The organism is Pseudomonas sp. 8BK (assembly GCF_902506475.1).
GTDB lineage: Bacteria > Pseudomonadota > Gammaproteobacteria > Pseudomonadales > Pseudomonadaceae > Aquipseudomonas > Aquipseudomonas anguilliseptica.
In genome coordinates, this window is record NZ_LR733252.1 from 3,074,240 (window position 1) to 3,095,998 (window position 21,759).

Consider the following 21,759-nt stretch of genomic DNA (forward strand, 5'->3'; position numbering starts at 1 on the left):
TTGCATTAAAGTGGCTGCCACTTAACTCTGGCGAGATTCAAGACTCGCTGGTCACATTTGCCGGATGAGCTTAACGATGGAACACCGTGAAGCGCTTGTCGCGCTGCGACATTTTCTTTCAAGTCAGATCCTCGGCCAGGAAAAACTCATCGAAAGGCTGCTGATTGCCTTGCTCGCTGATGGCCACATGCTGGTCGAAGGCGCTCCCGGCCTGGCCAAGACCAAGGCGATCAAGGAGCTGGCCGAAGGTATCGAGGCCGAGTTCCACCGCATTCAGTTCACCCCTGACCTGCTTCCGGCGGATATCACCGGCACCGAAATCTATCGTCCGGAAACAGGCAGCTTCGTATTCCAGCAGGGACCGATCTTCCACAATCTGGTGCTGGCCGATGAGATCAACCGTGCTCCGGCCAAGGTGCAATCGGCGCTGCTCGAAGCCATGGCCGAGCGCCAGGTCAGCGTGGGCCGCAGCACCTATCACCTGTCGCCACTGTTTCTGGTGATGGCCACGCAGAACCCGATCGAGCAGGAAGGCACCTACCCACTGCCCGAGGCCCAGCTCGACCGTTTTCTGATGCACGTGAAAATCGGTTTCCCCGACGCCAGCGTGGAACGCAAGATCCTCGCCCAGGCCCGTGGTGAAGCGCTGAATGGCGAAACCAAGCCCGAGCAGCTGGTTAGCCAGCAGGCGATCTTTGCCGCTCGCCAGGAAATCCTCGGCCTGTATATGGCCGATGCGGTGGAAGAATATTTGGTGCAACTGGTGATGGCCTCGCGCACCCCGGCCAAGTTCGACCCGGAACTGGCCGAGTGGATTGCTTATGGTGCCAGCCCACGCGGCTCGATTGCCCTGGACCGCTGCGCACGGGCCCACGCCTGGCTGGCCGGGCGGGATTTCGTCAGCCCGGAAGATATCCAGGCGGTGCTGTTCGACGTGCTGCGCCACCGCATCATTCTGTCGTTCGAGGCAGAAGCCGCCGGCATCGACCAGGACCGCGTGGTGCAGCGCATTCTCGACGTCGTGGCGGTCGCCTAACCACCATGCACGACCAACCCACGCAGCCCGGCATTCGCGTCAGCCTCGGTGAACTGATCGAGATGCGCCATCGTGTGCGTGAGGTGCAGCTGTTTTCCACCCCGGCGCGGCGCAGCCCGCTGATTGGCCTGCACCACTCCAAGCTGCGTGGGCGCGGCGTGGACTTCGACCAGGTGCGCGTGTATCAGCCCGGTGACGACGTGCGCACCATCGATTGGCGAGTGACCGCACGTACTCAAGAACCGCACACCAAGCTGTTCCATGAAGAGCGCGAGCGGCCGATCTACATCATGGTCGAGCAGAGCAAACGGCTGTTCTTCGGCTCCGGGCTGATGTTCAAATCGGTGCTTGCCGCCCAGGCCGCCAGCCTGATCGGCTGGGCCGCCCTGGGTCACAACGACCGCATTGGCGGCCTGGTATTTGGTGATTTGGAACACCACGAAATCAAACCCCGGCGTAGCAAGCAGAGCCTGCTGCAACTGCTCAGCCGTCTGGCCAAAGCCAACCAGGTGCTGAGCAACGACAGCCAGGGCGGCCGCGACAGCTTCGGCCTGGCCCTGCGTCGCGCCCGTGAGGTACTGCGCCCCGGCAGCCTGGTGGTGATTCTGTGTGATGAACGCACCTTGAACGACAGCAGCGAGCAGCAGTTGCTGCTGCTCGCACGGCACACCGACTTGTTGCTCCTGCCGCTGTCCGACCCACTCGACCACGCCCTGCCCAATGCCGGCTTGCTGCGTTTCACCGAGCACGGCGCGCAACTGGAGCTGGACACCCAGGACGCCGAACTGCGCCAGGCCTACCGCGGCCTGGCCGATGCCCGCCAGGCGCGCTGGCAACGCCTGGCGCAGAAGCTCGGCGTACCGCTGCTGGCCCTGAATACCCAGAGCGAGATGATCGAGCAGTTGCGTGAACACCTGAATGCTCAGCGGCCAAGGAAAAGCCTGTGAACCCGCTGGACCAGCTCGAACCCCTAATCGCTCCTGCGCCGATCAGCTGGTGGCCGCCGGCACCAGGCTGGTGGCTATTCGCCCTGCTGCTGCCCGTGCTGCTGTGGGCTGCTTTCAAGCTGCTTAAACGCCTGCCGCGTAAAGCGGCTGGGCAGTCGACCGAAGCGCCGCTCGACCCATTGCGCCAGGCCGCGCTGAACGAACTCGAACGTCTGAGCAAACCTTATGACGGCGTCGATGCCGGCCCCTGGCTGCAGCAACTCAACGCTATTCTCAAACGTCTGTGCCGCGAGCGTTACCCACAAAGTAACAGCCATATTCTGAGCAGCCGCGCTTGGCTGGCCTTTCTCGACAGCCGTTGCCCAGCAGCCGGCCTGACCCGCTGGATGATCCTGGTGGAGGGTGCCTATCGCCCGCACTGCAGCCTGGATGACAAGGCCATCGCCGGCCTCAACCAGGCGGTGTCGATCTGGATTCGCAAACATGTTTGAGTTTGCCTGGCCCTGGGTCTTCCTGATCGCTCCCCTACCCTGGCTGCTGCGCGCCTGGCTGCCGCCAGCGGACAGCGGCGAGGCGGCGCTGAAAATCAGCTTTCTGGCGGAGCTCGAAGGCTTGAGCGGACGCCGCGCCCGCGTACGACTGCCGGCCTTGCGGCAACAGGCGCCGCTTGCACTGATCTGGCTGTTACTGCTACTCGCCAGCGCGCGCCCGCAATGGCTGGGTGAACCGCTACCGTTGCCGGCCAGCGGTCGCGACCTGCTGCTGGCGGTAGATGTGTCCGGTTCCATGGACTACTCCGACATGCTCTGGGAAGACCAGGAAGTCAGTCGCCTGAGCCTGGTCAAGCACCTGCTCGGCGACTTTATCGACGGCCGTCAGGGTGACCGGGTCGGCCTGATCCTGTTCGGCAGCCGCGCCTACCTGCAGTCGCCACTGACCTTCGACCGACAGACCGTGCACACCTGGCTGGATGAGGCACAGAAAAATATCGCCGGGCCGCAGACCGCCATCGGCGACGCCATTGGCCTGGCGGTCAAACGCCTGCGCGAGCGCCCGGCGCAGAGCCGCGTGCTGGTACTGGTCACCGATGGTGCCAACAACGCCGGTGAAATCGATCCCATGACCGCCGCACGCCTAGCCGCCGAGGAAGGCATCACCATTTACCCGATCGGCATCGGTGCCGACCCTGAGCAAGGTGGCGTGCTCGGCATGCTTGGCTTTAACCCGGGCATCGATCTGGACGAGCCGAGCCTGCGTGCGATTGCCGAGGCCACCGGCGGTGAATACTTCCGCGCCCGCGACAGCGAAGAGTTGCAAGCCATCGAGGCCACCCTCGACCGCCTCGAACCGGTGGCGCAGAAGCCGACTCTGGCGCGGCCAACCTTGCCACTCTATCCCTGGCCACTGGGCCTGGCCTTACTGCTCAGCCTGCTGCTGGTCAGCCAGACACTCTGGCCGAGCCTGCAACAACGCTGGCGCAATCAACTGACACGGCTGCGGGGGAAACAGTCATGAACGAATTGACCAGCCTCTGGCCGCACTGGCAGCGACCCTTCTGGCTGTTGCTGATACCGCTGCTGGGTTTTCTGCTCTGGCAGCTCTGGCACCGGGAGAAACGCAGTGGCCGCTGGCAAGCGTTGCTGCCGGCCGCGTTCCAGACCGCGCTGCTGACCGCCACAGGCGGGCGCAACAGTCGCCTGCCCTGGCTCGCCCTCGGCCTAGCCTGGTTACTGGCCCTGTTGGCACTGCTCGGCCCCAGCTGGCAGCGCATCGAGCAGCAGAACCCCAAGCCAGCCGACCCGCTGGTGGTACTCCTCGAACTGACCCCTGAGATGCTCGCCAGCGATGCCTCGCCCAATCGCCTAGCCCAGGCCAAGCGCAAGCTGCTCGACCTGCTGGAGGCACGCCAGGATGCGCAAACCGCTATCGTCGTGTATGCCGGCAGCGCACATACCCTGGTGCCGCTGTCCGACGACCTCGCCACCAGCCGCAACCTGCTCGATGTGTTGAGCCCAGAGATCATGCCCGAGCCTGGCAAGCGCGCCGACCTGGCCGTAGCCAAGGCCCTGCAACTGCTCGAACAGGGCGCCCAGGGCAATGGCCGCCTCCTGCTGCTGACCAGCAGCCTCGATGAAACCCAACGCCAGGCAATCACCCAGACCCTCGGCCGCCGTGGCGAGCGCCTGCGCATTCTCGGTATTGGCAGCACCCAGGGCGCGCCGATCATTCAGGAGGATGGCTCATTTCTCAAGGACGCCCAGGGCACCATCCTGCTGCCGCGCCTGGACAGCAACGGCCTCAAACGTTTTGCCAATGAACTAGGTGGTCAGTATCAGGGGGTGACGCTGGACGAACGCGACCTGCGCAACCTGGGCCTGCTCGATGCGCCGCAACAGCTGCGTCGTGACGGCGAGCTGACCCAGCTGCAAGCCTGGGCAGATCAGAGCCACTGGCTGCTTCTGCCGCTGTTGTTACTGGCCGCCTGCGCCGCCCGCCGCGGCTGGCTGCTGTGCTTACCACTGTTACTGCTGAGCCTGCCGCAAAACAGCTACGCCTTCAGTTTCGATGACCTCTGGCTGCGTGCCGATCAGCAAGGGCAGCGCCTGCTGGAGGCGCAACAACCGGCGGAAGCCGCGCAGCGGTTCAAGGATCCGCGCTGGCAAGGCCAGGCGCTCTACCAGGCCGGCGATTACGCCGCGGCCGCCGAACGCTTTGCCAATGGCGAAAGCGCCAGCGACCACTACAACCGTGGCAACGCCCTGGCACGCAGCAATGAACTGGAAGCCGCCGTGGACGCCTACACCCAGGCACTGGAACTGCAACCCGACTTGGCCCAGGCGCAAAAGAACAAAGCCCTGGTCGAAGAACTGCTCCGCCAGAACCAGCAACAACAGCAGAATCAAAGCGACAACTCACAAGAATCCAACGAGCGGCAGAATCAGCCCAGCAACCAGCCGCAAGCCGGCCAGTCCGATCCAGACGCCCAGCAGCAGGCCGAGCAATCGCCGGCCAAACCGCCAGAGTCTGAAGACAAGACTGAGAGTGAGAAACCCGCACAACCTGGTGCCGAAGAAGACGCGGATACACCGCCCAAAACTCCGGAAGAAGACGACAGCAACAGCGGCGAAGAACAGATCGCCAGTGCCGAACCGGCCCTCGACGGCGAGCGGCGTCAGGCATTGGAACAATGGCTGCGGCAGATTCCCGATGATCCGGGCGAGCTGCTGCGGCGTAAATTCAGGCTGGAACAACAGCGCCAGGAACAACTGCAATGAGCCGACTGCTCTGTACCCTTCTGCTTGGCCTGCTGGCTCTGAATGTCAGCGCGCAAAGCCTGACCGCCAGCGTCGACCGCACCCGCCTGGATGCCGGTGAGAGCGTTGAGCTGACTCTGGAATCGAATGACGCCACACTGTTCGGCAAGCCCGATCTGCAGCCGCTCAACGAACTGTTTGAGGTGCTCGGTACCCGCCAGGTCAACCGCCTGACCAGCGGCAGCAATGGCGCCCAGGCCAGCACGCGCTGGATCGTTACCCTGCAGCCCAAGCACAGTGGCTATGTGGTGATACCGCCGCTGAACCTCGGCCAACTGCAAAGCGAACCGATTACCCTGCACGTACAACAGGCCGCCAGTGCCGATGACAGCCGCTTGGCGCCGGTGTTTATCGACGCCAGTCTGGACCAGGAAAGCGTCTACGTGCAGGCGCAAACCGTGCTGACACTGCGCATCTACCACTCCGTTTCACTTTACGACGACAGCAGCCTGACCCAACTGGATATGCCCCTGGCGCGCGTTGAAGCCCTGGGCAAGCCACGCACTTATGAGAAAGACATCAACGGCGTGCGCCATGGCGTGATTGAGCTGCGTTACGCGATCTTCCCCCAGGAAAGTGGCGAGCTGTTGATCCCCTCGCAGGCCTTTACCGCCACGGCGGTTGATCGCTCCGCCAGCAATGCCTACAACCCGTTCGGTCCGCGTCCGGGCAAGGTGGTGCGAGTCCGCTCGCCGGAAATTCCGCTGACGGTAAAGGCCAAGCCTGCCAGCTACCCCGTAGACGCCCCCTGGCTGCCAGCGCGCGCCCTCAGCCTGAGTGAAGTCTGGAGCCCGCAGCCGGAAACCGCCCGCGTCGGTGACTCGCTGACCCGCAGCCTGCTGCTCAAGGTCGAAGGCCTGGCCAGTGCACAACTGCCGCCCTTGCCGGCCACCCAGATTGCCGGCCTGCGCCGTTACCCCGATCAACCGCAACTGGCCAACCAGGCCAGCGATAACGGGCTGGTGGCCAGCCGTGAAGAACGCGAAGCACTGGTGGCCAGTCGCGAGGGCATGATTGCCTTACCGGCGATCGAAGTACTGTGGTGGAACACAACGACCGATCAACTCGAACGCAGCAGCTTGCCGGCCCGTAACCTGCAGGTGGCCGCCAACCCGAATCTGGAAACCCTGCCGATTGAGGCAGCCCGCCCTGCAGTCAATGAGGTGGACAACGTACAACTCTGGCCCTGGCAACTCAGCACCACGCTGCTGAGCCTGACCACCTTGCTCGGTTTTACCCTGTGGTGGCGCGCGCGACGTCAGCCTCCGGTATCACCTAGCCAGCAGGCAGGCCCCAGCCAACGTAACCTGCTTGATGACCTGAAACGCAGCTGTATGGCCAACGACTCGCAAGCTACTCGTCACGCGCTGGACGCCTGGGCCCGCCAGCAGCCGGAAACTCTCGCCGATATGGCCGCGCGCTTTACCCCGCTGTCCGACGCCCTCGATGGCCTGAATGGTGCGCTCTACAGCGAGAGCGGCCAGCACTGGCAGGGCCGCAATCTGTGGCTGGCGATTCGCAGCCTGCCTGCCGTAGAGGATCTTGAGAGCACCAGCAACCCGGATACCAGTGCCCTGCCGCCACTGTATCCGCGCTAGCTGCCCGCACCGGCCCGTCAACTTCAGCAGGAGTGGCGTAGTGGCAGACGCAAGGGTTGCAGCACAACAGCGCAACTGCCCCGCCACCCAACCCCAGTGGTTATCGGCTTAGTTCATCTGCCACGCACGAGTGATCGTGTTCGCAGAGCGACTCGAGTCTTGCGTAATTCGCGGGCAGCCCACTCTCCTACAACCCTTGCCTAGCCCAGATTAAATTCGTGAAGCGCTCGTTTAACATCCGACGAGAAACCAGGGGCGGCGGGATTCACGGGCAGCCAACGCCAGCTCAGCATTCGAGCTAATGCATAGACAATAAAAAACCGCGGCCCAAGGGCCGCGGTTTTTCAGTATTGCGACTGCGTGTCAGGCTTAGCCCTTGTTGCGCAGCTTCTCCGGGTTGATCAGGAAGCGGGCCAGAGCAGGCAGCAGCCAGATCGCGCCGATCATGTTCCAGAGGAACATAAAGGTCAGCATCAGACCCATGTCGGCCTGGAACTTGATCGCCGAGAAGATCCAGGTCGCTACACCGATCGCCAGGCAGACACCGGTGAACAACACGGCCTTACCGGTCGACTTGAGGGTCTCGTAGTAGGCATCCTGCAGCGACAGCCCCTGACGCAGGTAGGTCTCCAGACGACTGTAGATATAGATGCCGTAGTCGACACCAATACCCACACCCAGGGCAATTACCGGCAGAGTGGCAACCTTCACACCGATGCCCATATAGGCCATCAGCGCGTTACCCAGTACCGAGGTCAGCACCAGCGGCAGGATCACGCAAAGAGTCGCCGCCAGCGAACGGAAGGTCAGCAGACACATGATGCTCACGGCCGCATACACCGCAATCAGCATCGTAGTTTCGGACGCTGCGATCACCTCATTGGTGGCCGCTTCGATCCCGGCGTTACCCGCTGCCAGGATGAACTCCAGGCCGTCTTTGTTGTTCTGCTTGGCAAAGTCTTCGGCGACATCAACCACGCGGCTCAAGGTTTCCGCCTTGTGGTCGGTGAGGAATACCAACACCGGTGCCACCGAGCAATCACCGTTGTACAGACCGTCAGCCCGGGCAATGGAGTTGTTCAGCACGTCCTGGTTACGCGACAGGGTTTCCCATTTCAGGTTGCCCTCGTTCATGCCCTTGATCACCTGACGCGACACGGTGACCATGGAAATGGCCGACTGCACGCCTTCGGTGTTCTCCATCTTCCACATCAACTCATCCATGGCCGACAGCGTCGGATAAGTCGAACAGCCTTCAGCTGCCGTCTTGACCATGATCACCAGAACATCGGAGCTGGTGGAGTAGTTGCGGATAACGAAATCGTTGTCCAGGTTGTAGCGCGAATCCGGGTGCAGCTCAGGCGCGCCCTGATCGAGGTCACCGATCTTCAGGTTCTGCCCGTACCACACACCGCCTGCCAGTGCCACGATTGCCACAACCACGGAAATCGGCGCCACCATCGGGTGCGCACACTTGGACAGAAAGCGCCAGAAAGGGTGTTCCTTGCAGGCCTCTTCACGGCTGATGGTCACCGCCTTCTTGCTGATGCCGACATAGGAAATCATCACCGGCAGCAGAATCAGGTTGGTCAGAATGATCACCGCCACACCCATGGATGCACCGATGGCCAGCTCACGGATCACGCCAATATCGATCAGCAGCAGGGTGATAAAACCCACCGCATCCGACAGCAGCGCCACCAGCCCCGGGATAAACAGCTGACGGAAAGCCATACGTGCAGCGGACAGCGAGTCAGTCGCCTCGCCCGAGGCCATGGCAATACCGTTGATCTTCTGCACGCCATGGGAAATACCGATGGCAAAGACTAGGAACGGCACCAGCATCGAATACGGATCAAGCCCGAAGCCCAGGGTATGCAGCAAACCCAGCTGCCAGACCACCGCAATCAGTGTGGTCAGAACCACCGCCAAGGTGCTCTTGAAGCAATGGGTGAACCACAGCAGCAGAACAAAGGTGATGCCAATTGCCACGGCAAAGAACAACGCCACGCCAATCAGGCCATCAATCAGATCGCCGACTTTCTTGGCGAAACCAATGATGTGGATTTTGACGTTGGGGTTCTGTGCCTGGTACTTCTCGCGGATCTTCTCTTCCAGCTCGTGGGAGAACTTCTGGTAATCCAGCGGGATCTGCTTGCTCTGATCGTTCGGGTCGGCATAGGTCTCCAGCAACGGCAAGTCGACGATGCTCGACTTGAAGTTGTTGGCCACCAGACGGCCAATCTGTCCGGACTTGAGGATGTTGCTGCGCAACTCTTCGAGGCTTTCCGCAGAACCGTCGTAGGTTTGCGGAATCACTTCACCGCCGGCAAAACCTTCTTCAGTCACTTCGGTCCAGCGTACGCTTGGGCTCCACAGCGACTTCAGGCCGGAACGATCGACACCCGGAATATAGAAGGCTTCGTCGTTGATCTGACGCAGCGTCTCCATGTATTCCTTGCTGAAGATATCGCCATCTACCGCTTCCACCGAGATGCGCACGGTGTTGCCCAGGTTCGCCAGGTCATTGCGGTGCTCGAGCATCTTCTGAATATAGGGGTGCCCCAGCGGAATCATCTTCTCGAAGCTGGTCTGCGGACGCACCTGCGCCGCCTGGAAGAACAGAAACAGACTGATCAACAGGCACAGCAGAATCACGGCCGGGCGATTGTTGAAGATCAACCGCTCCAGGAAGGAGGCAGGTTGTTGTTGATGCTTACTCATGCAAAGGCTCCCGGCTTATTGTTGTTGGCCCAGATCGGCGCCAGTAGGCGCAGCAGCATGAACGCCACCCTGCCCTACCAGAATCAGATTGCCGTTTTCCATTGCTGCAACGCCTGCCAGCGAAAGCCGGTCGGCACGATTGGTCACACTGAAATTGCGGCCGTTGTCGGTGCTCTTGAGTACGGTACCGCCATGCCCAACCACCACGATGGAGCCATCAGCCAGACGATTACCGTCAGCCAGACCAAACTCCAGAGGACCATTGTTGGCCGTGTTCAGGCTGATCGCCTGCCAGGTCGTACCGAAGTCTGCCGAACGGAACAGATGCCCACGCAGGCCATAAACCAACAGTGCACCGGCCTCATCAGTGCCTAAAGCACCGAATAGCGAACCCTCGTAAGGGCCTTCCAGGGTTTCCCAGGTCTGCCCCCAATCCGGAGAACGGAACATCGCGCCCTGCTCACCCACAATAAACAGGCCGGAGTCTTTGACTTCGACAATCGCGTTGAGGTGGTAGGCGTCTTCGTTGTCCATTCGGTCGCTGACATCTTCCCAGTTGGCGCCACCATCGGTGGTCTCCAACAAGGCACCGTAAGCGCCTACGGCATAACCGTTGTTGCGGTCCTTGAACCAGACATCCAGCAGCGGCGCTTCACGCTCAAGGTCTTCAAACTGTTTGGCCCAGGTAGCGCCGCCATCGGTGCTGGCGAGAATCTGTGCATCGTGGCCAACAGCCCAGCCATGGCTGTCGTCGATAAAGAACACGGCAGTGAGCATCTGCTTGGTAGGCACCTTGGCCTGAACCCAGTTTGCGCCGTTGTCGTCGGAATAGAGGATATGCCCACGATCCCCCACGGTGACCAGGCGCTTGCCCAGGCTGGCGACATCCAATAACAGGCTGTGATGAGCTTTGGCAGAAGAGACCGAGTAATGACTGGCGTCATCGCTGGCAGCCTGCAATGGTGCACTGGTAAACATCAGCACGGATAGCACACTACACAGCGACAGCGCTTTGGCTATCGGTGAGTGGACGCGGAGCGCCGGTGCGCGGGACAACCCCACAATACGACCGGCCTGGGTGCGCCGCATGACGGGCTCACTCATATACCTTCCCCCTTATTCTTATAGGTAGCACTACCCTTATAGCAGTGCACCTATCCTACTGAGCTTTCAAAAGGCCTGACAATCAGCGCGACGTTATGTTTTGTTAAACCCGCCCGTCTACCCTGCCCTGCTGGACTGACAAATAGCAAAAGGCCGCTACAACAGTAGCGGCCTTTTGCTCAACCTACACGCGGATTAACGCGTACCGCGGCGACGCAGCGCAGCTGGCTTGAAGTAACCGTCATCCGGTACAGCCTGGCTGAAGTCGATGGTACTTGGCTCTTCGTTATCCAGGTTCTGCACGTGGTAACGGCGTGCTTGAAGATCGTGGAAGGTATCCAGAGCAGACCAAGTGGTCGGCAGGTCGTAGTAGTTTTTCAGGTAAGCAATCGAGACGCGCCACAGCTCGCCACGACCGTCGTACTGATCAACCACTGCCGCTTGCCAGCTGTCCTCGTCGAGGAACAGGGTGCGTTTGGAGTAGATGTGACGCGAGCCCGACTTCAGCGTGCCCTCGACTACCCACACTCGGTGCAGCTCGTTGCGAGTAAAGGCCGGGTTCAAGTGACCGACTTGCAGCAGATCCTTGTACTTGACGTCCGGGCTGGTGACTTTGTAGCTGTTGTAAGGAATGTAGATTTCCTTTTTGCCTACCAGCTTCCAGTCATAACGATCTGGCGAACCGTTAATCATGTCGGTGTCGTCTGCAGTGCGCAGGCCGTCAGCGGCAGCGATCGGGGTGTCGTAGGCCAGGTTCGGCGCACGACGTACGCGGCGCTGACCGGCGTTATAGCCCCAAGCCTGACGTGGCTCTTTTACCTGATCCAGAGTTTCGTGTACCAGTACCGCACCACCGGCCAGACGCGCCGGGCTCTTGGTGAAAGACAGGTAGTAGAACATGATGTTGTTCAGGTCAGCTGCAGTCCCTTTCGGGTTGTAGAACTTGAACATGGCTTCCTGCTGCGAGGTCACCAGGGAGTAGCTGCCGTTACGCTGCACGGCTACTTCCGAAGCACGACGCACAATATAGGTACCACGGTAACGTGCGATGTGGTTCCACAGCGCCTCTACACCATTCTGCGGGATCGGGAACGGGATGCCGCCGTAAGCGTCGGAGAAACCATTACCGCCATCAAGCAACTTGGCCGTACTGGCGTTCTTGATGGTGTTGTCATACACCCACTGCGGCGCAGAACCGGAACGACGGGTCTGATAGACCGGCATCTGGTAACTGTTCGGGTAGGTGTTGAACATCGCAATCTGACCTGGGGTCAGGTTGTCTTTGTACTGATCCAAGTTGGCTTTGGTGATGGTGAACAGCGGTTTGTCATCAGCAAACGGATCTACGTGGTGCTGGCCTGGTGTCTTGTAAGCCGCCGGAGCCTGGGTGATACCACCGGTCCACTCAGGGATGGTGCCTGCCGCATTGCCGGCTTTCTCGGCACCAAACGGGGTGAGGCTTGCGCCCAGCTTGGCCGCTTCCGCAGGCGAAACTGCAGCAAACGCGCTACCAGCGGACAGTGCCAGCGCAATGGCAGCACCGATCAGCGTGTGCTTTTTCAGCATCTTGATTCTCCGTGAAATAAGTCAGCAACCGAGTGCCCGCGGGCACTCGATATTTTCTAGTTATGTTTAGAAGGAATACTTGACGTTCAGACCGATATTGTCGCGGTCGCGGCTGCCATTATTTTGGCCGGCACCATAGAACTCAGTGTACTGGATCTCAGCTTCTAGGCTATTCAGGTAGCTAGCACGAAGACCCAACGTATACGCCTTACGGCCTTCGATAAAGTTACCGGTCTGGTGTGAATTGCCCTCAAAGTCGTGTTTGTATACAGCGAACGGCGAGAGGTTTACGCCCGCATATACGTCGTTCCAAGTACCGGAGGCAACAAGCGTATAGCCATACGCATTCTTGTTAATTTGATCATCACGACCATAACCAGAGATATAGGAACCATTGCCACGACCAGCATAATAACGAGTTCCATTACGCGACTGGTATTGCAAGTCACTGCCGCGCACATGCTCAGATGACAGCTCAGCGACACCAAACAAAGAGTCAAATGTCATTGCCGGGCCAAAGTTGTAAATAGTGCCCAGCGAAGCATTGAATGCCTCTACGCGCTCGTAGTTGTGAACTTGATCGTTCATGGTCACCATCTGACCACCAATATTGGCAACACCGCCCGAAACAAGGGGTACTGCCTGAGTCAGAAGGTCACCCAAAAGATCGTTGGTAGTAGCCAGACCAATTGGAAGATTTGGCCTGTAGGACAATTCACCGAACAATGAGGCATCTGCAACCGTAGTATTGAAGCTAACGCCGTACATCCTAATATCTTCGGCATACTCACGACGACCATTCACTTGACCAGCCAAATCCACTGCTGCTATACCGCCCACTGCGGTATTAGTGGCCCCACTCAAGGCCGTTTGGTACTGCTGAAGAATCACTCCTTCTACAGCAGCATTGCCCAAGGTAGCGCCACTTGCATTAGTAGCAATAATGTTATTCAACGCGGCAGCACTAAATGCCGGATTTACATTTTGCTGCACGCCGGCAACTACACCTTGACGCACAAGCGGATCAAGCTGAGCGCCTGCTGCGCCAGCGATAGTTGCCAAATCAAGCCCAGCGTAAGCACTATTTATATCGGCATAAATAGTTGGTTCTTTCGCATGGTAATTAACAAAGTAAAAACCGAACTCTGTCGAATTTAACTCTTCGGCGATATAACGAAATGAGACACCAAACTGGCCGTCATTTTTTGCATTCAGATCACCACCAATAGTGGCAACCTTTATAGTTCCGTCAGCAGTAAAATAATCATTACCTTGCAGACCGCCAACGCCAAAACCACTCAACCCCTGATAGAGACCGCGAACCGGGGCCAAAGCAGCCTGCTCACTGTAAGCCGTGTTTCCCCCATCAGCAAAAAGGTCTGTCTCAGAGAAAAAAGTCCCTACCGGATCAACAGCAGTTTCTTTCCAGTTCCACTGATAAAAGGCCTCCATGGATAGATTATCGGTCAACCCGATATTGAAGCTAAAAGCTTCCACCGGAACTAGCACTTCTTTGACTTCCGCACCTGGCAGACGGAACTTACCGGCATCTACTGGGTTGGTGGTGTTTATCCCACCGCGATAGAACAGACCTTCCCCCCAGTTGAACACCTGACGACCTACACGAGCGGTAACCGGCATATCCATGACATCCCAGTTGCCATACACGTAGGCGTCAAGAATTTCCGCATTACGACCAGCAGAGTGTCGAGTAGCGCGGGTAAAACTGTCATCGTTAGGTACGTTCTGACTTGGTTGATAAGCCAGACTGGTGTCGTAGTAGTTATTACGTTTATCCATGATCTGGGTATCATAGAACGCCGTGCCGCGCACAAAAGCACCGTAATTCTGGTAAGTCACTTCCATATCGGTAGTGATCTTGAACACTTCAGATACCAGACCAGTATCAAAACTACGATTACCATCATTGGTATTGATATCGTTGTTGGTTTTGTCCTGGCCCTGTACGCGCCAGAGTTGGCCATAGGACACGGTGGTATCGATGGAGCCGCTGATTTCATCGTCGGCGAAGCTGAATTCCACTGCCTGGGCATGAGCAGCTACCAGCAAAGGAAGAAGACCGACAAAAGCAAAACCTGCCTTGGCAGGTGCGAAACGCAATACGGGCTTACGGGACTTAATTTCCATCGAAACATTACTCCGTGGACAGATCATCTTTTTTGTACCCCAACCGCTGGGGCACGTTATGGCCGTACTGATGACGGCCTTAAATGTTGATTGGAAGGCAAGCCCCCAACGCGCTTACACGCACCTCACTGTTTGGCGTGCACCATGACGAGGTCAAATCGATTTAGTTCCCTGCAACCATAGTGCCAATTCAAACGGCCGTATAAAAAATCTAGCGCAACACACAATCAAACTAAAAAGCCATTTTGTGACTGGTCATCCACAAGCCAGATAAGCTCATGCTGTGACAGATTCTTCCTATTTTGTCCTACCATCTGGCGCGATCAGTCACCCTGCTGCTTTTTGTACGCCTAGATGTTTCAAACAAATCAGCCAAGGTCAAGCCAAGCAGCTCAACTCATATTGCGCAAACTCTGCTTACATTTAATCGGGTAACACAAAAAGTGTTACCCGATTAAGCCAGGTAACACTTTAGTGAGGATAAAAAGGGCTGTGTGAAGCACCTGTAACCCGATGCATTGCGCATAGATAGGCAGGATCGGTCTTTAGAGTTAATGCACTGATCAAAAAACACTCAAATATATTGAGCTTTTTTATATAGGGTGGCACTGCCACCCTCGGTTGTTACCGATCACTAATTAACCAGCCAAGCTCTTGCTGACCACCTCATAGACATCACTGGACAATTCACCCGAGGCCAGAATGCGCTGTAGTTGCGCTTTCATCTGAGCCTGACGAGCACTGCCGTATTTGGCCCAGCGAGTCAGCGGCGCCAGCAAACGCGACGCGATCTGCGGGTTGAGGGCATTCAGGGTAATCACCTGGTCGGCCAGGAAACGGTAGCCACTGCCATCAGCCTGATGGAAGCCCAGAAGGTTTTGCCCGGCAAATGCACCGATCAAGGCGCGGACCTTATTGGGGTTCTTCAAGGTAAATGCCGGGTGCTGCATCAATTGTTGCACGCGCTGCAGCGCGCCCGGCAAAGCACAGGCGGCTTGCACGCTGAACCACTGATCCATCACCAGCGGATTGTCTTTGAAGAAATCCGCGAAACTGGCCAGAGCAACGGCCTTCTCGGCCTCAAACGGCGAATTAACCAGTACCGCCAAGGCAGCCAAGCGCTCGGTCATGTTGTCGGCATTCTCGAACTGCTCCGAACAAGCCGCCAGCACTTCAGCCTTGCCGCTGAGCATCAGGTAGGACAGCGAAATGTTCTGCAGGCTGCGTCGGGCGAAGTGCTCGGCCTCGGCCACATAGGCACTGGAGCGAGAAACTTCGCGGTTACGCTGGTAGCGCTGCCACAGCAGATCAAACAGCGCATCCGACAGTTGCTTACGGGCAAATTCACGGGCGGCGTGGATGGCTTCGACATCGGCCACTTCACTGATTTCCGTCAGATAAGCCTCACCTGGCAGCGAGAGCATTTCGGCAACCATGGCCTGATCCAGCGACTCATCCGCCAGCAGAGTGCGACAGGCCTCGACCAGGCGCTGATCGAGCGCCAAGGGCTCGCCACGCTGATGCTGGCCAATCAACTCCTGCAGCACCTGTACCGAGAGTTGCTGCCCAGCCTCCCAGCGGTTGAAGCCATCGCTGTCGTGCTGCATAAGGAACATCAACTGATCACGACTGTAGGGGAAGCTCAGCTTGATCGGTGCCGAGAACCCACGCAGTAAGGACGGCAGCGGCTTTTCCGCCAGATTGACAAAGGTGAAGGCCTGCTCGGCTTCGGTCACTTGCAGTACACGCGAAAGCCCGCCCGCTGAATCTTCGCCTACCAGTTGCAGCGGCAGCTCAACTCCCTGAGCGTCCAAGAGCGCCAGTTCTACTGGAATGACGAAGGGTTGCTTCTCCGCCTGCCCAGGAGTCGCCGGGCAGCTCTGGCGAAAGTGCAGGCGATAACTGTTGGCCGCCGCGTCGTAGCTTTCACTGACTTCCAAGCGCGGCGTGCCGGCCTGGCTGTACCAGCGCTTGAACTGACTCAGGTCGATGCCATTGGCTTCTTCCATCGCGCGGATAAAGTCATCACAGGTCACGGCCTGACCATCATGTCGCTCGAAGTACAGGTCGCTACCTTTGCGGAAACCGTCAGCTCCGACCAGGGTGCGAATCATGCGCACCACTTCCGAGCCCTTCTCATACACCGTCAGGGTGTAGAAGTTGGAGATTTCAATAAAGGCATCCGGGCGCACTGGATGGGCCATCGGGCCAGCATCTTCAGCGAACTGATGGGTACGCAGATAAGCCACATCCTCAATCCGCTTGACCGTGCGCGAGTGCATATCAGCACTGAACTCGGCATCGCGGAATACGGTAAAGCCTTCCTTGAGCGACAGCTGGAACCAGTCACGGCAGGTCACGCGGTTGCCCGACCAGTTGTGGAAGTACTCATGGGCGACTACTGCTTCAACGCGCTGATGAGCGGCGTCGGTGGCGGTTTCGGCCTTGGCCAGCACACAGCTGGAGTTGAAGATATTCAGGCCCTTGTTTTCCATGGCCCCCATGTTGAAATCGTTGACCGCGACGATCATAAAGATGTCGAGGTCGTACTCACGGCCATACACCTCTTCGTCCCACTTCATGGATTTCTTCAGGCTGTCCATGGCGTGTTGGCATTTGTCGATGTTTTCCGGCTCGACATAAATGCGCAGCGCCACGTCGCGGCTGCTCATAGTGGTGAAGCTATCTTCCACACACCAGAGGTCACCTGCGACCAAGGCGAACAGGTAAGCCGGTTTCATAAACGGGTCTTCCCAGGTCGCCCAGTGCCGGCCACCCTCTTCACTGCCGCTAGCAATCGGGTTCCCGTTGGACAGCAAAACAGGGTAATCATGCTGCGCCGCGCTCAGGGTGGTGGTGAACTTGCTCATCACGTCCGGGCGGTCGAGGTAATAAGTGATCTTGCGAAACCCTTCGGCCTCGCACTGGGTGCAGAACATGCCGCTGGATTTGTACAGGCCTTCCAGCGCGGTGTTGCTTTCCGGGTGGATGCGCACGCTGCTGTCGATCACAAAGCTGGCGCTAGTGGGCTGCAAGGTCAGATGGCTGTCACTCAGCTGATAATCGCCGGCACTCAGCTCGCGGTCGTCCAGCGCCACGCTGAGCAGTTCTAGCTGCTGACCGTCCAGCACCAGCGGCGGCAGACCGGCACCGGCAGCCGGATTACGGCGCATCACCAGTTGCGCATGCACCAGGGTGTGGTCGTCGAACAACTCGAAGGTCAGGTGCGTTTCATCAATCAGATAATCCGGGGCCTGGTAGTCCTTGAGGTAGATCATCTTCGGCTGTTCGGTGCGCATGGCTTGTGGCCCTTTGTCTGCGGCGCGCGGGCGCCGGGTTCGCGAATAAGTAACTCAGGCGGCCAGTTCGTGAACGGCCAGCTGGTAAGCGGTGTACTTGCGGATATTGATCACGCCGGTATCGAACATCAGGTACTGGCCCTTGATGCCCAGCAGCGTGCCCTCGGCCAGCGGATTCTTGTCCAGGTTGAAGCTGGTGATCTTCGCCGGATAAGCCTCAATCGGGTAGGCAATCTGCACCACCGGCTGATCACTGAGTGGCTGAATGGCCTGGATGCCAAAGCGCTGCTGCAAGTCGGTCAACCCACTGCTGCACGTGGCAAACAGCTGCTCGCGTACGGCAAGCAGATCAACCGGCGCAACATCGCCCTTGAGCAGCGCGCGCCAGTTGGTTTTATCCGCCACCTGGCTACGCAACAGGTCTTCGACAAAGCCGGACTGCTGACGGGTGGCGACGCGCAGAATTGGCAACGCCTGGGTCGCACCTTGGTCGATCCAACGGGTAGGAATCTGCGTGGCGCGGGTGATACCGACTTTCACCCCGGATGAGTTGGCTAGATAGACCACATGATCGGTCATGCAGAACTGCTCGCCCCAGCTCGGCTCGCGACAGGTGCCGGCCTCATAGTGGCAACGCTCCGGGCTCATGATGCAGATGTCGCACTGCGCTAGCTTCTGCATGCAGGGGTAGCAGTAACCCTGGCTAAAGCTGCTCTTGGTTTTGCGCCCACAATGGGTGCAGTGGATCGCGCCTAAAAACTCCAGACGCAGGCTTTTGCCGATCAGAGGATTGACCGGCAGCAGCTCATCGCCCAGACGAAAGCTGTACTGCACCGGCGCATCCAGCTGCGCGGTCATTTTGCTCAGGGCACCACGGGCCAACTCGCTCATCAGTGCAGGGTATCCGAGGATTTGAACAACAGATTGGGGATCGGCTCTGACTTGGAGCTGCACTCCTGCGGGCCCATATAGCCGATACGCTCTTCTTCCGGCAGGTTGTGGATCTCCCAGGCAATCAGCGCCTGCAAGGTCAGCTCTTTCTGCTCCTGGGTCAGCTTGCGGCCATCGGGCCATTTACCGATTTCCACAGCCAGCTTGAGGCTCTGGTAGATCTCAGGGGTGATGTTTTCAATCGCTTCGAGAAAGGACGACATGGCGCCTCCAAATGCAAAGTGGCAGTTTACCAGCCTGAACAACAACTAACTGTGTCGCCGACGCGCCAGCACGCCACCCAGCAGTCCGGTCAGACAACCAGCCAACAGACCGCCGACATGCGCCGCGTTGGCAATAGCGCCGAATTGCAGCAGCTCAAAGACGCCGGTCATGCAGATCAGCAGCCACGCCAGCATCATCACCAATACACCAGGCGGCAGCCTATAGGCGGGTGTCGGTGCCAGGCGCTGGAAGATCCAGCAATGCCCGAGCAAGCCATACAGCACACCAGACAATCCGCCAAACAGCGATGGGCCAGCATGCAGGTATTGGGCGAAATTGGCCGCGAGGCTAAACAGTAGCGTCAGCCCCAAGAGCATCACGGCACCCTGACGCGCCTCGATCCGCCGACCCAGCTCCCAGTACCACAGACTGTTCATCGCCAGATGGAGAATGCCGAAATGGATCAGCATCGGCGTCAGTAACCGCCACCACTGGCCGCTGGCCAGTGTGTCGCTGAGGTAGCTGAAGTAGATGTAATCGCCCTGCACGCGGTAGTCGACAAAACTCAGCCAGCTCACCGCCGTCAGATTGTCACCCAGCAAGGTGATGGTCGCGGCAATAAAGGTTAGCGCCAGAACAACAGCGGTCATGCGACTGCTTTTCAACTGCTGGACAAAACCTGGAGCCGCATCGACTGAAGCCTGTAGCGACTCAACCCCCACCTCGGTATCGCCTTGTGGGTAACGGCCATAGAGTTCACGCACCTGCTCGGCCAATTGCTCGCCGGGCACCCAGAGCACCTGCTCACCCGCCTCTTCCGCAACCCGGTGCGGCACCTGCAAACGCTGCAGCAGGCTGATAAAACCGCTCAGGTCGACATGCCCAGGCAAACGCATTGCCGCGACAGCACTCATGGCCGCGCCTCCGGGCTTTCGACATCGACCCAGACAAACTTGTGGGCATCCAGGCGCGTCTCCTGATCAAGCCGATAGGCCACCAGTTTGCCGTTCAAGACAGCGCTGTAATCCAGACAGGCCAGGTTGCTGCGAATCGGTGCAGGTTTGCCGCTGCGCCAGTAGTGGCCGACAAACAACAGCGGCTGATCGGCACCGTATTTGAGCAATTCGGTTTTCTGCATCTCGCTGAGCGGCATCTGCGCTGCCAGCTCCGGCAGGGCATCGGGTTGAAAGACAATGTCGCCGTAGGTTTGCGGGTCTTCTTCCCAGAATTTGGTACGGAAATGCGCGCGGGTAAAACCGTCATCGCTGGTCAGGGTCATACCGTGCGGCAGACGCATATCAGTGCCGCGCAACAATCGATCAAGCGCGGTATTGGCAAAGCTGCCGTGCACGGCCGCGGCCTGGAGAAAATGCTCGTCGATGCAGCCATCGGCAAACTGTGCACGCAGCGGCTCAATCAGACTTGCATCCCAGCAGGCATGCACCACGCGGAAATGCCCGGCATCGATAAACAGCGGCAACTCGTAGAACCAGTCGAGAAATCCCTGCCACTCCGCCGGATAGGCATCGAACTGCTCCAGGGTTTCCTTGATCAGCCGCGCATGCCGTGGCGTGTGCTCACGAACAAACTGCCTACCGCTGCCTGGCGCAGCCGGCGTGCTCCAGGCCAGCGCATTGAACTCATGGTTACCCATGATGCACAGCGCCTGACCGGCCACGACCATATCGCGCACCAGGTGCAATGCTTCACGGATGCGCGGGCCACGATCGACCAGATCACCGAGGAAGATTGCCATGCGCTGTGGATGACGCCATACACCACCCTGCTGGCGATAGCCCAGGGTGCTGAGCAGATGCTCCAGGGTTTTCGCGCAGCCATGGATGTCGCCGATCAGGTCGTAACCGCGAGCAGGATCGAGGCGCATCAAGCCCCCCCGCCGAGCCGGCTACCCCAGCCCAACTTGTTGCGACAAACTTCGTAATAGTTGTGGTCCAGCGGGTGAATCAGGCGCAGTTTCTGCGGCCGCTTGGCCACGGTGACCGTGTCGCCGGGGGCACAGGTGAAGTGATTCTGTCCGTCACAGGAAACCTGCGGATACAGCTGCAGATCCTTGGACACGACGATTTTCAGCTCGCTGTTGCCATCCACCACAATCGGCCGGCTGGACAGCGTGTGCGGGTACATCGGCACGATCACGATGGCATCCAGTTTGGGATGCATGATCGGCCCGCCAGCGGACAGCGCATAGGCCGTAGAGCCGGTCGGCGTGGCCACGATCAGGCCGTCGGCCTTCTGGCTACAGACGAACTGGCCATCGATAAATAGCTCGAACTCGATCATCCGCGTGGACTTACCCGGATGCAGCACCACATCATTGAGCGCATCACCCTGACCAATGGCCTCGCCATTGCGGCGTACTTCGGCCTCCAGCAGAAAGCGGTTTTCGGTCAGGTAATGCCCTTCGAGCACCTGGGCCACCTTCACTTCCAACTCATCTGGGCGAATATCAGTGAGAAAGCCCAGGCTGCCACGGTTGACGCCCAGCACCGGCACCTTATGCCGCGCCAATGCACGGGCGGCGCCGAGCATGCTGCCATCACCGCCGACCACGATCACCAAGTCGCATACTTCGCCGAGAATTTTGCGCGATGAGGTCTGCAAGCCATGACCCGGCAGCACTTCAGCGATGGTGTCTTCGAGGATCACATGCAGGTGACGAGCGAGCAGAAATTTCTTCAGCCGGCGAATGGTGTCGAGAACCTGCGTGCTGCCCAGTCGACCGATGATGCCGATATTACGAAACTGCTCCATGGTGCTCCCGCCAGGCTCTGGATCTAGTGGCTCGGATTATGGGCGAAAGCCCATGGCAGCGGCAAACCGCTGACCTGCTATGACAGCGTTTAAGCG

At 58.8% G+C, this 21,759-nt stretch carries 16 protein-coding genes; 6 read left to right on the forward strand and 10 right to left on the reverse strand.

Annotated features, from left to right (window positions below; translation table 11 throughout):
• Window positions 1-76 precede the first annotated feature (76 nt).
• From ACIN8IBEIGE_RS14385 to ACIN8IBEIGE_RS14410, 6 genes are read left to right on the forward strand one after another with little or no spacing between them, the layout of a single operon-like run.
• Window positions 77-1,036 carry a MoxR family ATPase gene (locus tag ACIN8IBEIGE_RS14385; RefSeq protein ID WP_090252347.1) on the forward strand — a complete coding sequence of 320 codons (960 nt, stop codon included), beginning with the start codon at window positions 77-79 and terminating at the stop codon, window positions 1,034-1,036.
• Between the two features lie 5 nt (window positions 1,037-1,041).
• On the forward strand, window positions 1,042-1,983 hold the full coding sequence (locus tag ACIN8IBEIGE_RS14390; protein WP_160015266.1) for a DUF58 domain-containing protein: 942 nt from the start codon (window positions 1,042-1,044) through the stop codon (window positions 1,981-1,983).
• Window positions 1,980-2,474, forward strand: coding sequence for a DUF4381 domain-containing protein (locus ACIN8IBEIGE_RS14395; protein WP_160015267.1), 495 nt, complete (start codon window positions 1,980-1,982; stop codon window positions 2,472-2,474). Before ACIN8IBEIGE_RS14390 ends, ACIN8IBEIGE_RS14395 begins: the two co-directional genes overlap by 4 nt.
• On the forward strand, window positions 2,467-3,498 hold the full coding sequence (locus ACIN8IBEIGE_RS14400; protein WP_160015268.1) for a VWA domain-containing protein: 1,032 nt from the start codon (window positions 2,467-2,469) through the stop codon (window positions 3,496-3,498). The genes ACIN8IBEIGE_RS14395 and ACIN8IBEIGE_RS14400 overlap by 8 nt, the downstream gene beginning before the upstream one ends.
• Complete coding sequence (locus ACIN8IBEIGE_RS14405; protein ID WP_372239987.1) at window positions 3,495-5,258, forward strand: VWA domain-containing protein; 1,764 nt, start codon at window positions 3,495-3,497, stop codon at window positions 5,256-5,258. The genes ACIN8IBEIGE_RS14400 and ACIN8IBEIGE_RS14405 overlap by 4 nt, the downstream gene beginning before the upstream one ends.
• On the forward strand, window positions 5,255-6,895 hold the full coding sequence (locus ACIN8IBEIGE_RS14410) for a BatD family protein (RefSeq protein WP_160015269.1): 1,641 nt from the start codon (window positions 5,255-5,257) through the stop codon (window positions 6,893-6,895). Before ACIN8IBEIGE_RS14405 ends, ACIN8IBEIGE_RS14410 begins: the two co-directional genes overlap by 4 nt.
• 369 nt (window positions 6,896-7,264) lie before the next feature.
• On the opposite strand, the gene ACIN8IBEIGE_RS14415 is transcribed toward ACIN8IBEIGE_RS14410, so the two are convergent.
• The 10 genes from ACIN8IBEIGE_RS14415 to ACIN8IBEIGE_RS14460 all read right to left on the reverse strand — a co-directional run bounded on the left by ACIN8IBEIGE_RS14415 (window position 7,265) and on the right by ACIN8IBEIGE_RS14460 (window position 21,663).
• A complete protein-coding gene (locus ACIN8IBEIGE_RS14415; RefSeq protein WP_160015270.1) occupies window positions 7,265-9,619 on the reverse strand; it encodes an RND family transporter in 2,355 nt (784 codons plus the stop codon).
• A 15-nt stretch (window positions 9,620-9,634) separates the two neighbouring features.
• A complete protein-coding gene (locus tag ACIN8IBEIGE_RS14420) occupies window positions 9,635-10,723 on the reverse strand; it encodes a YCF48-related protein (protein WP_178124360.1) in 1,089 nt (362 codons plus the stop codon).
• Window positions 10,724-10,918: 195 nt separating this feature from the next.
• Window positions 10,919-12,289, reverse strand: coding sequence for a DUF1329 domain-containing protein (locus tag ACIN8IBEIGE_RS14425; RefSeq protein ID WP_090384529.1), 1,371 nt, complete (start codon window positions 12,287-12,289; stop codon window positions 10,919-10,921).
• A gap of 66 nt (window positions 12,290-12,355) precedes the next feature.
• Window positions 12,356-14,437: a DUF1302 domain-containing protein gene (locus tag ACIN8IBEIGE_RS14430; protein ID WP_160015271.1), complete on the reverse strand. Its 2,082-nt coding sequence runs from the start codon at window positions 14,435-14,437 to the stop codon at window positions 12,356-12,358.
• A 638-nt stretch (window positions 14,438-15,075) separates the two neighbouring features.
• On the reverse strand, window positions 15,076-17,736 hold the full coding sequence (gene pepN / locus ACIN8IBEIGE_RS14435; RefSeq protein WP_160015272.1) for an aminopeptidase N: 2,661 nt from the start codon (window positions 17,734-17,736) through the stop codon (window positions 15,076-15,078).
• Between the two features lie 54 nt (window positions 17,737-17,790).
• Window positions 17,791-18,627 carry a DUF2797 domain-containing protein gene (locus ACIN8IBEIGE_RS14440; RefSeq protein WP_160015273.1) on the reverse strand — a complete coding sequence of 279 codons (837 nt, stop codon included), beginning with the start codon at window positions 18,625-18,627 and terminating at the stop codon, window positions 17,791-17,793.
• Entirely contained in the window at window positions 18,627-18,890 is a 264-nt protein-coding gene (locus ACIN8IBEIGE_RS14445; protein ID WP_090384516.1) for a YeaC family protein, read from the reverse strand. Before ACIN8IBEIGE_RS14445 ends, ACIN8IBEIGE_RS14440 begins: the two co-directional genes overlap by 1 nt.
• A gap of 45 nt (window positions 18,891-18,935) precedes the next feature.
• The gene (locus ACIN8IBEIGE_RS14450; RefSeq protein WP_160015274.1) at window positions 18,936-19,805 is read right to left on the reverse strand and encodes a rhomboid family intramembrane serine protease; all 870 of its coding nucleotides are present in this window, start codon (window positions 19,803-19,805) and stop codon (window positions 18,936-18,938) included.
• Window positions 19,802-20,776, reverse strand: a complete 975-nt coding sequence (locus tag ACIN8IBEIGE_RS14455; RefSeq protein WP_160015275.1) for a metallophosphoesterase — start codon at window positions 20,774-20,776, stop codon at window positions 19,802-19,804. The genes ACIN8IBEIGE_RS14450 and ACIN8IBEIGE_RS14455 overlap by 4 nt, the downstream gene beginning before the upstream one ends.
• Complete coding sequence (locus ACIN8IBEIGE_RS14460) at window positions 20,776-21,663, reverse strand: NAD(+) kinase (protein WP_090252309.1); 888 nt, start codon at window positions 21,661-21,663, stop codon at window positions 20,776-20,778. Before ACIN8IBEIGE_RS14460 ends, ACIN8IBEIGE_RS14455 begins: the two co-directional genes overlap by 1 nt.
• Window positions 21,664-21,759: the final 96 nt, after the last annotated feature.

Bases quoted from the DNA above. Each gene is read 5' to 3' on its own strand.
- ACIN8IBEIGE_RS14385 (WP_090252347.1), top strand. From the start codon at position 77: ATGGAACACCGTGAAGCGCTTGTCGCGCTGCGACATTTTCTTTCAAGT.
- ACIN8IBEIGE_RS14390 (WP_160015266.1), top strand. From the start codon at position 1,042: ATGCACGACCAACCCACGCAGCCCGGCATTCGCGTCAGCCTCGGTGAA.
- ACIN8IBEIGE_RS14400 (WP_160015268.1), top strand. From the start codon at position 2,467: ATGTTTGAGTTTGCCTGGCCCTGGGTCTTCCTGATCGCTCCCCTACCC.
- ACIN8IBEIGE_RS14405 (WP_372239987.1), top strand. From the start codon at position 3,495: ATGAACGAATTGACCAGCCTCTGGCCGCACTGGCAGCGACCCTTCTGG.
- ACIN8IBEIGE_RS14410 (WP_160015269.1), top strand. From the start codon at position 5,255: ATGAGCCGACTGCTCTGTACCCTTCTGCTTGGCCTGCTGGCTCTGAAT.
- ACIN8IBEIGE_RS14415 (WP_160015270.1), bottom strand. From the start codon at position 9,619: ATGAGTAAGCATCAACAACAACCTGCCTCCTTCCTGGAGCGGTTGATC.
- ACIN8IBEIGE_RS14420 (WP_178124360.1), bottom strand. From the start codon at position 10,723: ATGAGTGAGCCCGTCATGCGGCGCACCCAGGCCGGTCGTATTGTGGGG.
- ACIN8IBEIGE_RS14425 (WP_090384529.1), bottom strand. From the start codon at position 12,289: ATGCTGAAAAAGCACACGCTGATCGGTGCTGCCATTGCGCTGGCACTG.
- ACIN8IBEIGE_RS14430 (WP_160015271.1), bottom strand. From the start codon at position 14,437: ATGGAAATTAAGTCCCGTAAGCCCGTATTGCGTTTCGCACCTGCCAAG.
- pepN (WP_160015272.1), bottom strand. From the start codon at position 17,736: ATGCGCACCGAACAGCCGAAGATGATCTACCTCAAGGACTACCAGGCC.
- ACIN8IBEIGE_RS14440 (WP_160015273.1), bottom strand. From the start codon at position 18,627: ATGAGCGAGTTGGCCCGTGGTGCCCTGAGCAAAATGACCGCGCAGCTG.
- ACIN8IBEIGE_RS14445 (WP_090384516.1), bottom strand. From the start codon at position 18,890: ATGTCGTCCTTTCTCGAAGCGATTGAAAACATCACCCCTGAGATCTAC.
- ACIN8IBEIGE_RS14450 (WP_160015274.1), bottom strand. From the start codon at position 19,805: ATGAGTGCTGTCGCGGCAATGCGTTTGCCTGGGCATGTCGACCTGAGC.
- ACIN8IBEIGE_RS14455 (WP_160015275.1), bottom strand. From the start codon at position 20,776: ATGCGCCTCGATCCTGCTCGCGGTTACGACCTGATCGGCGACATCCAT.
- ACIN8IBEIGE_RS14460 (WP_090252309.1), bottom strand. From the start codon at position 21,663: ATGGAGCAGTTTCGTAATATCGGCATCATCGGTCGACTGGGCAGCACG.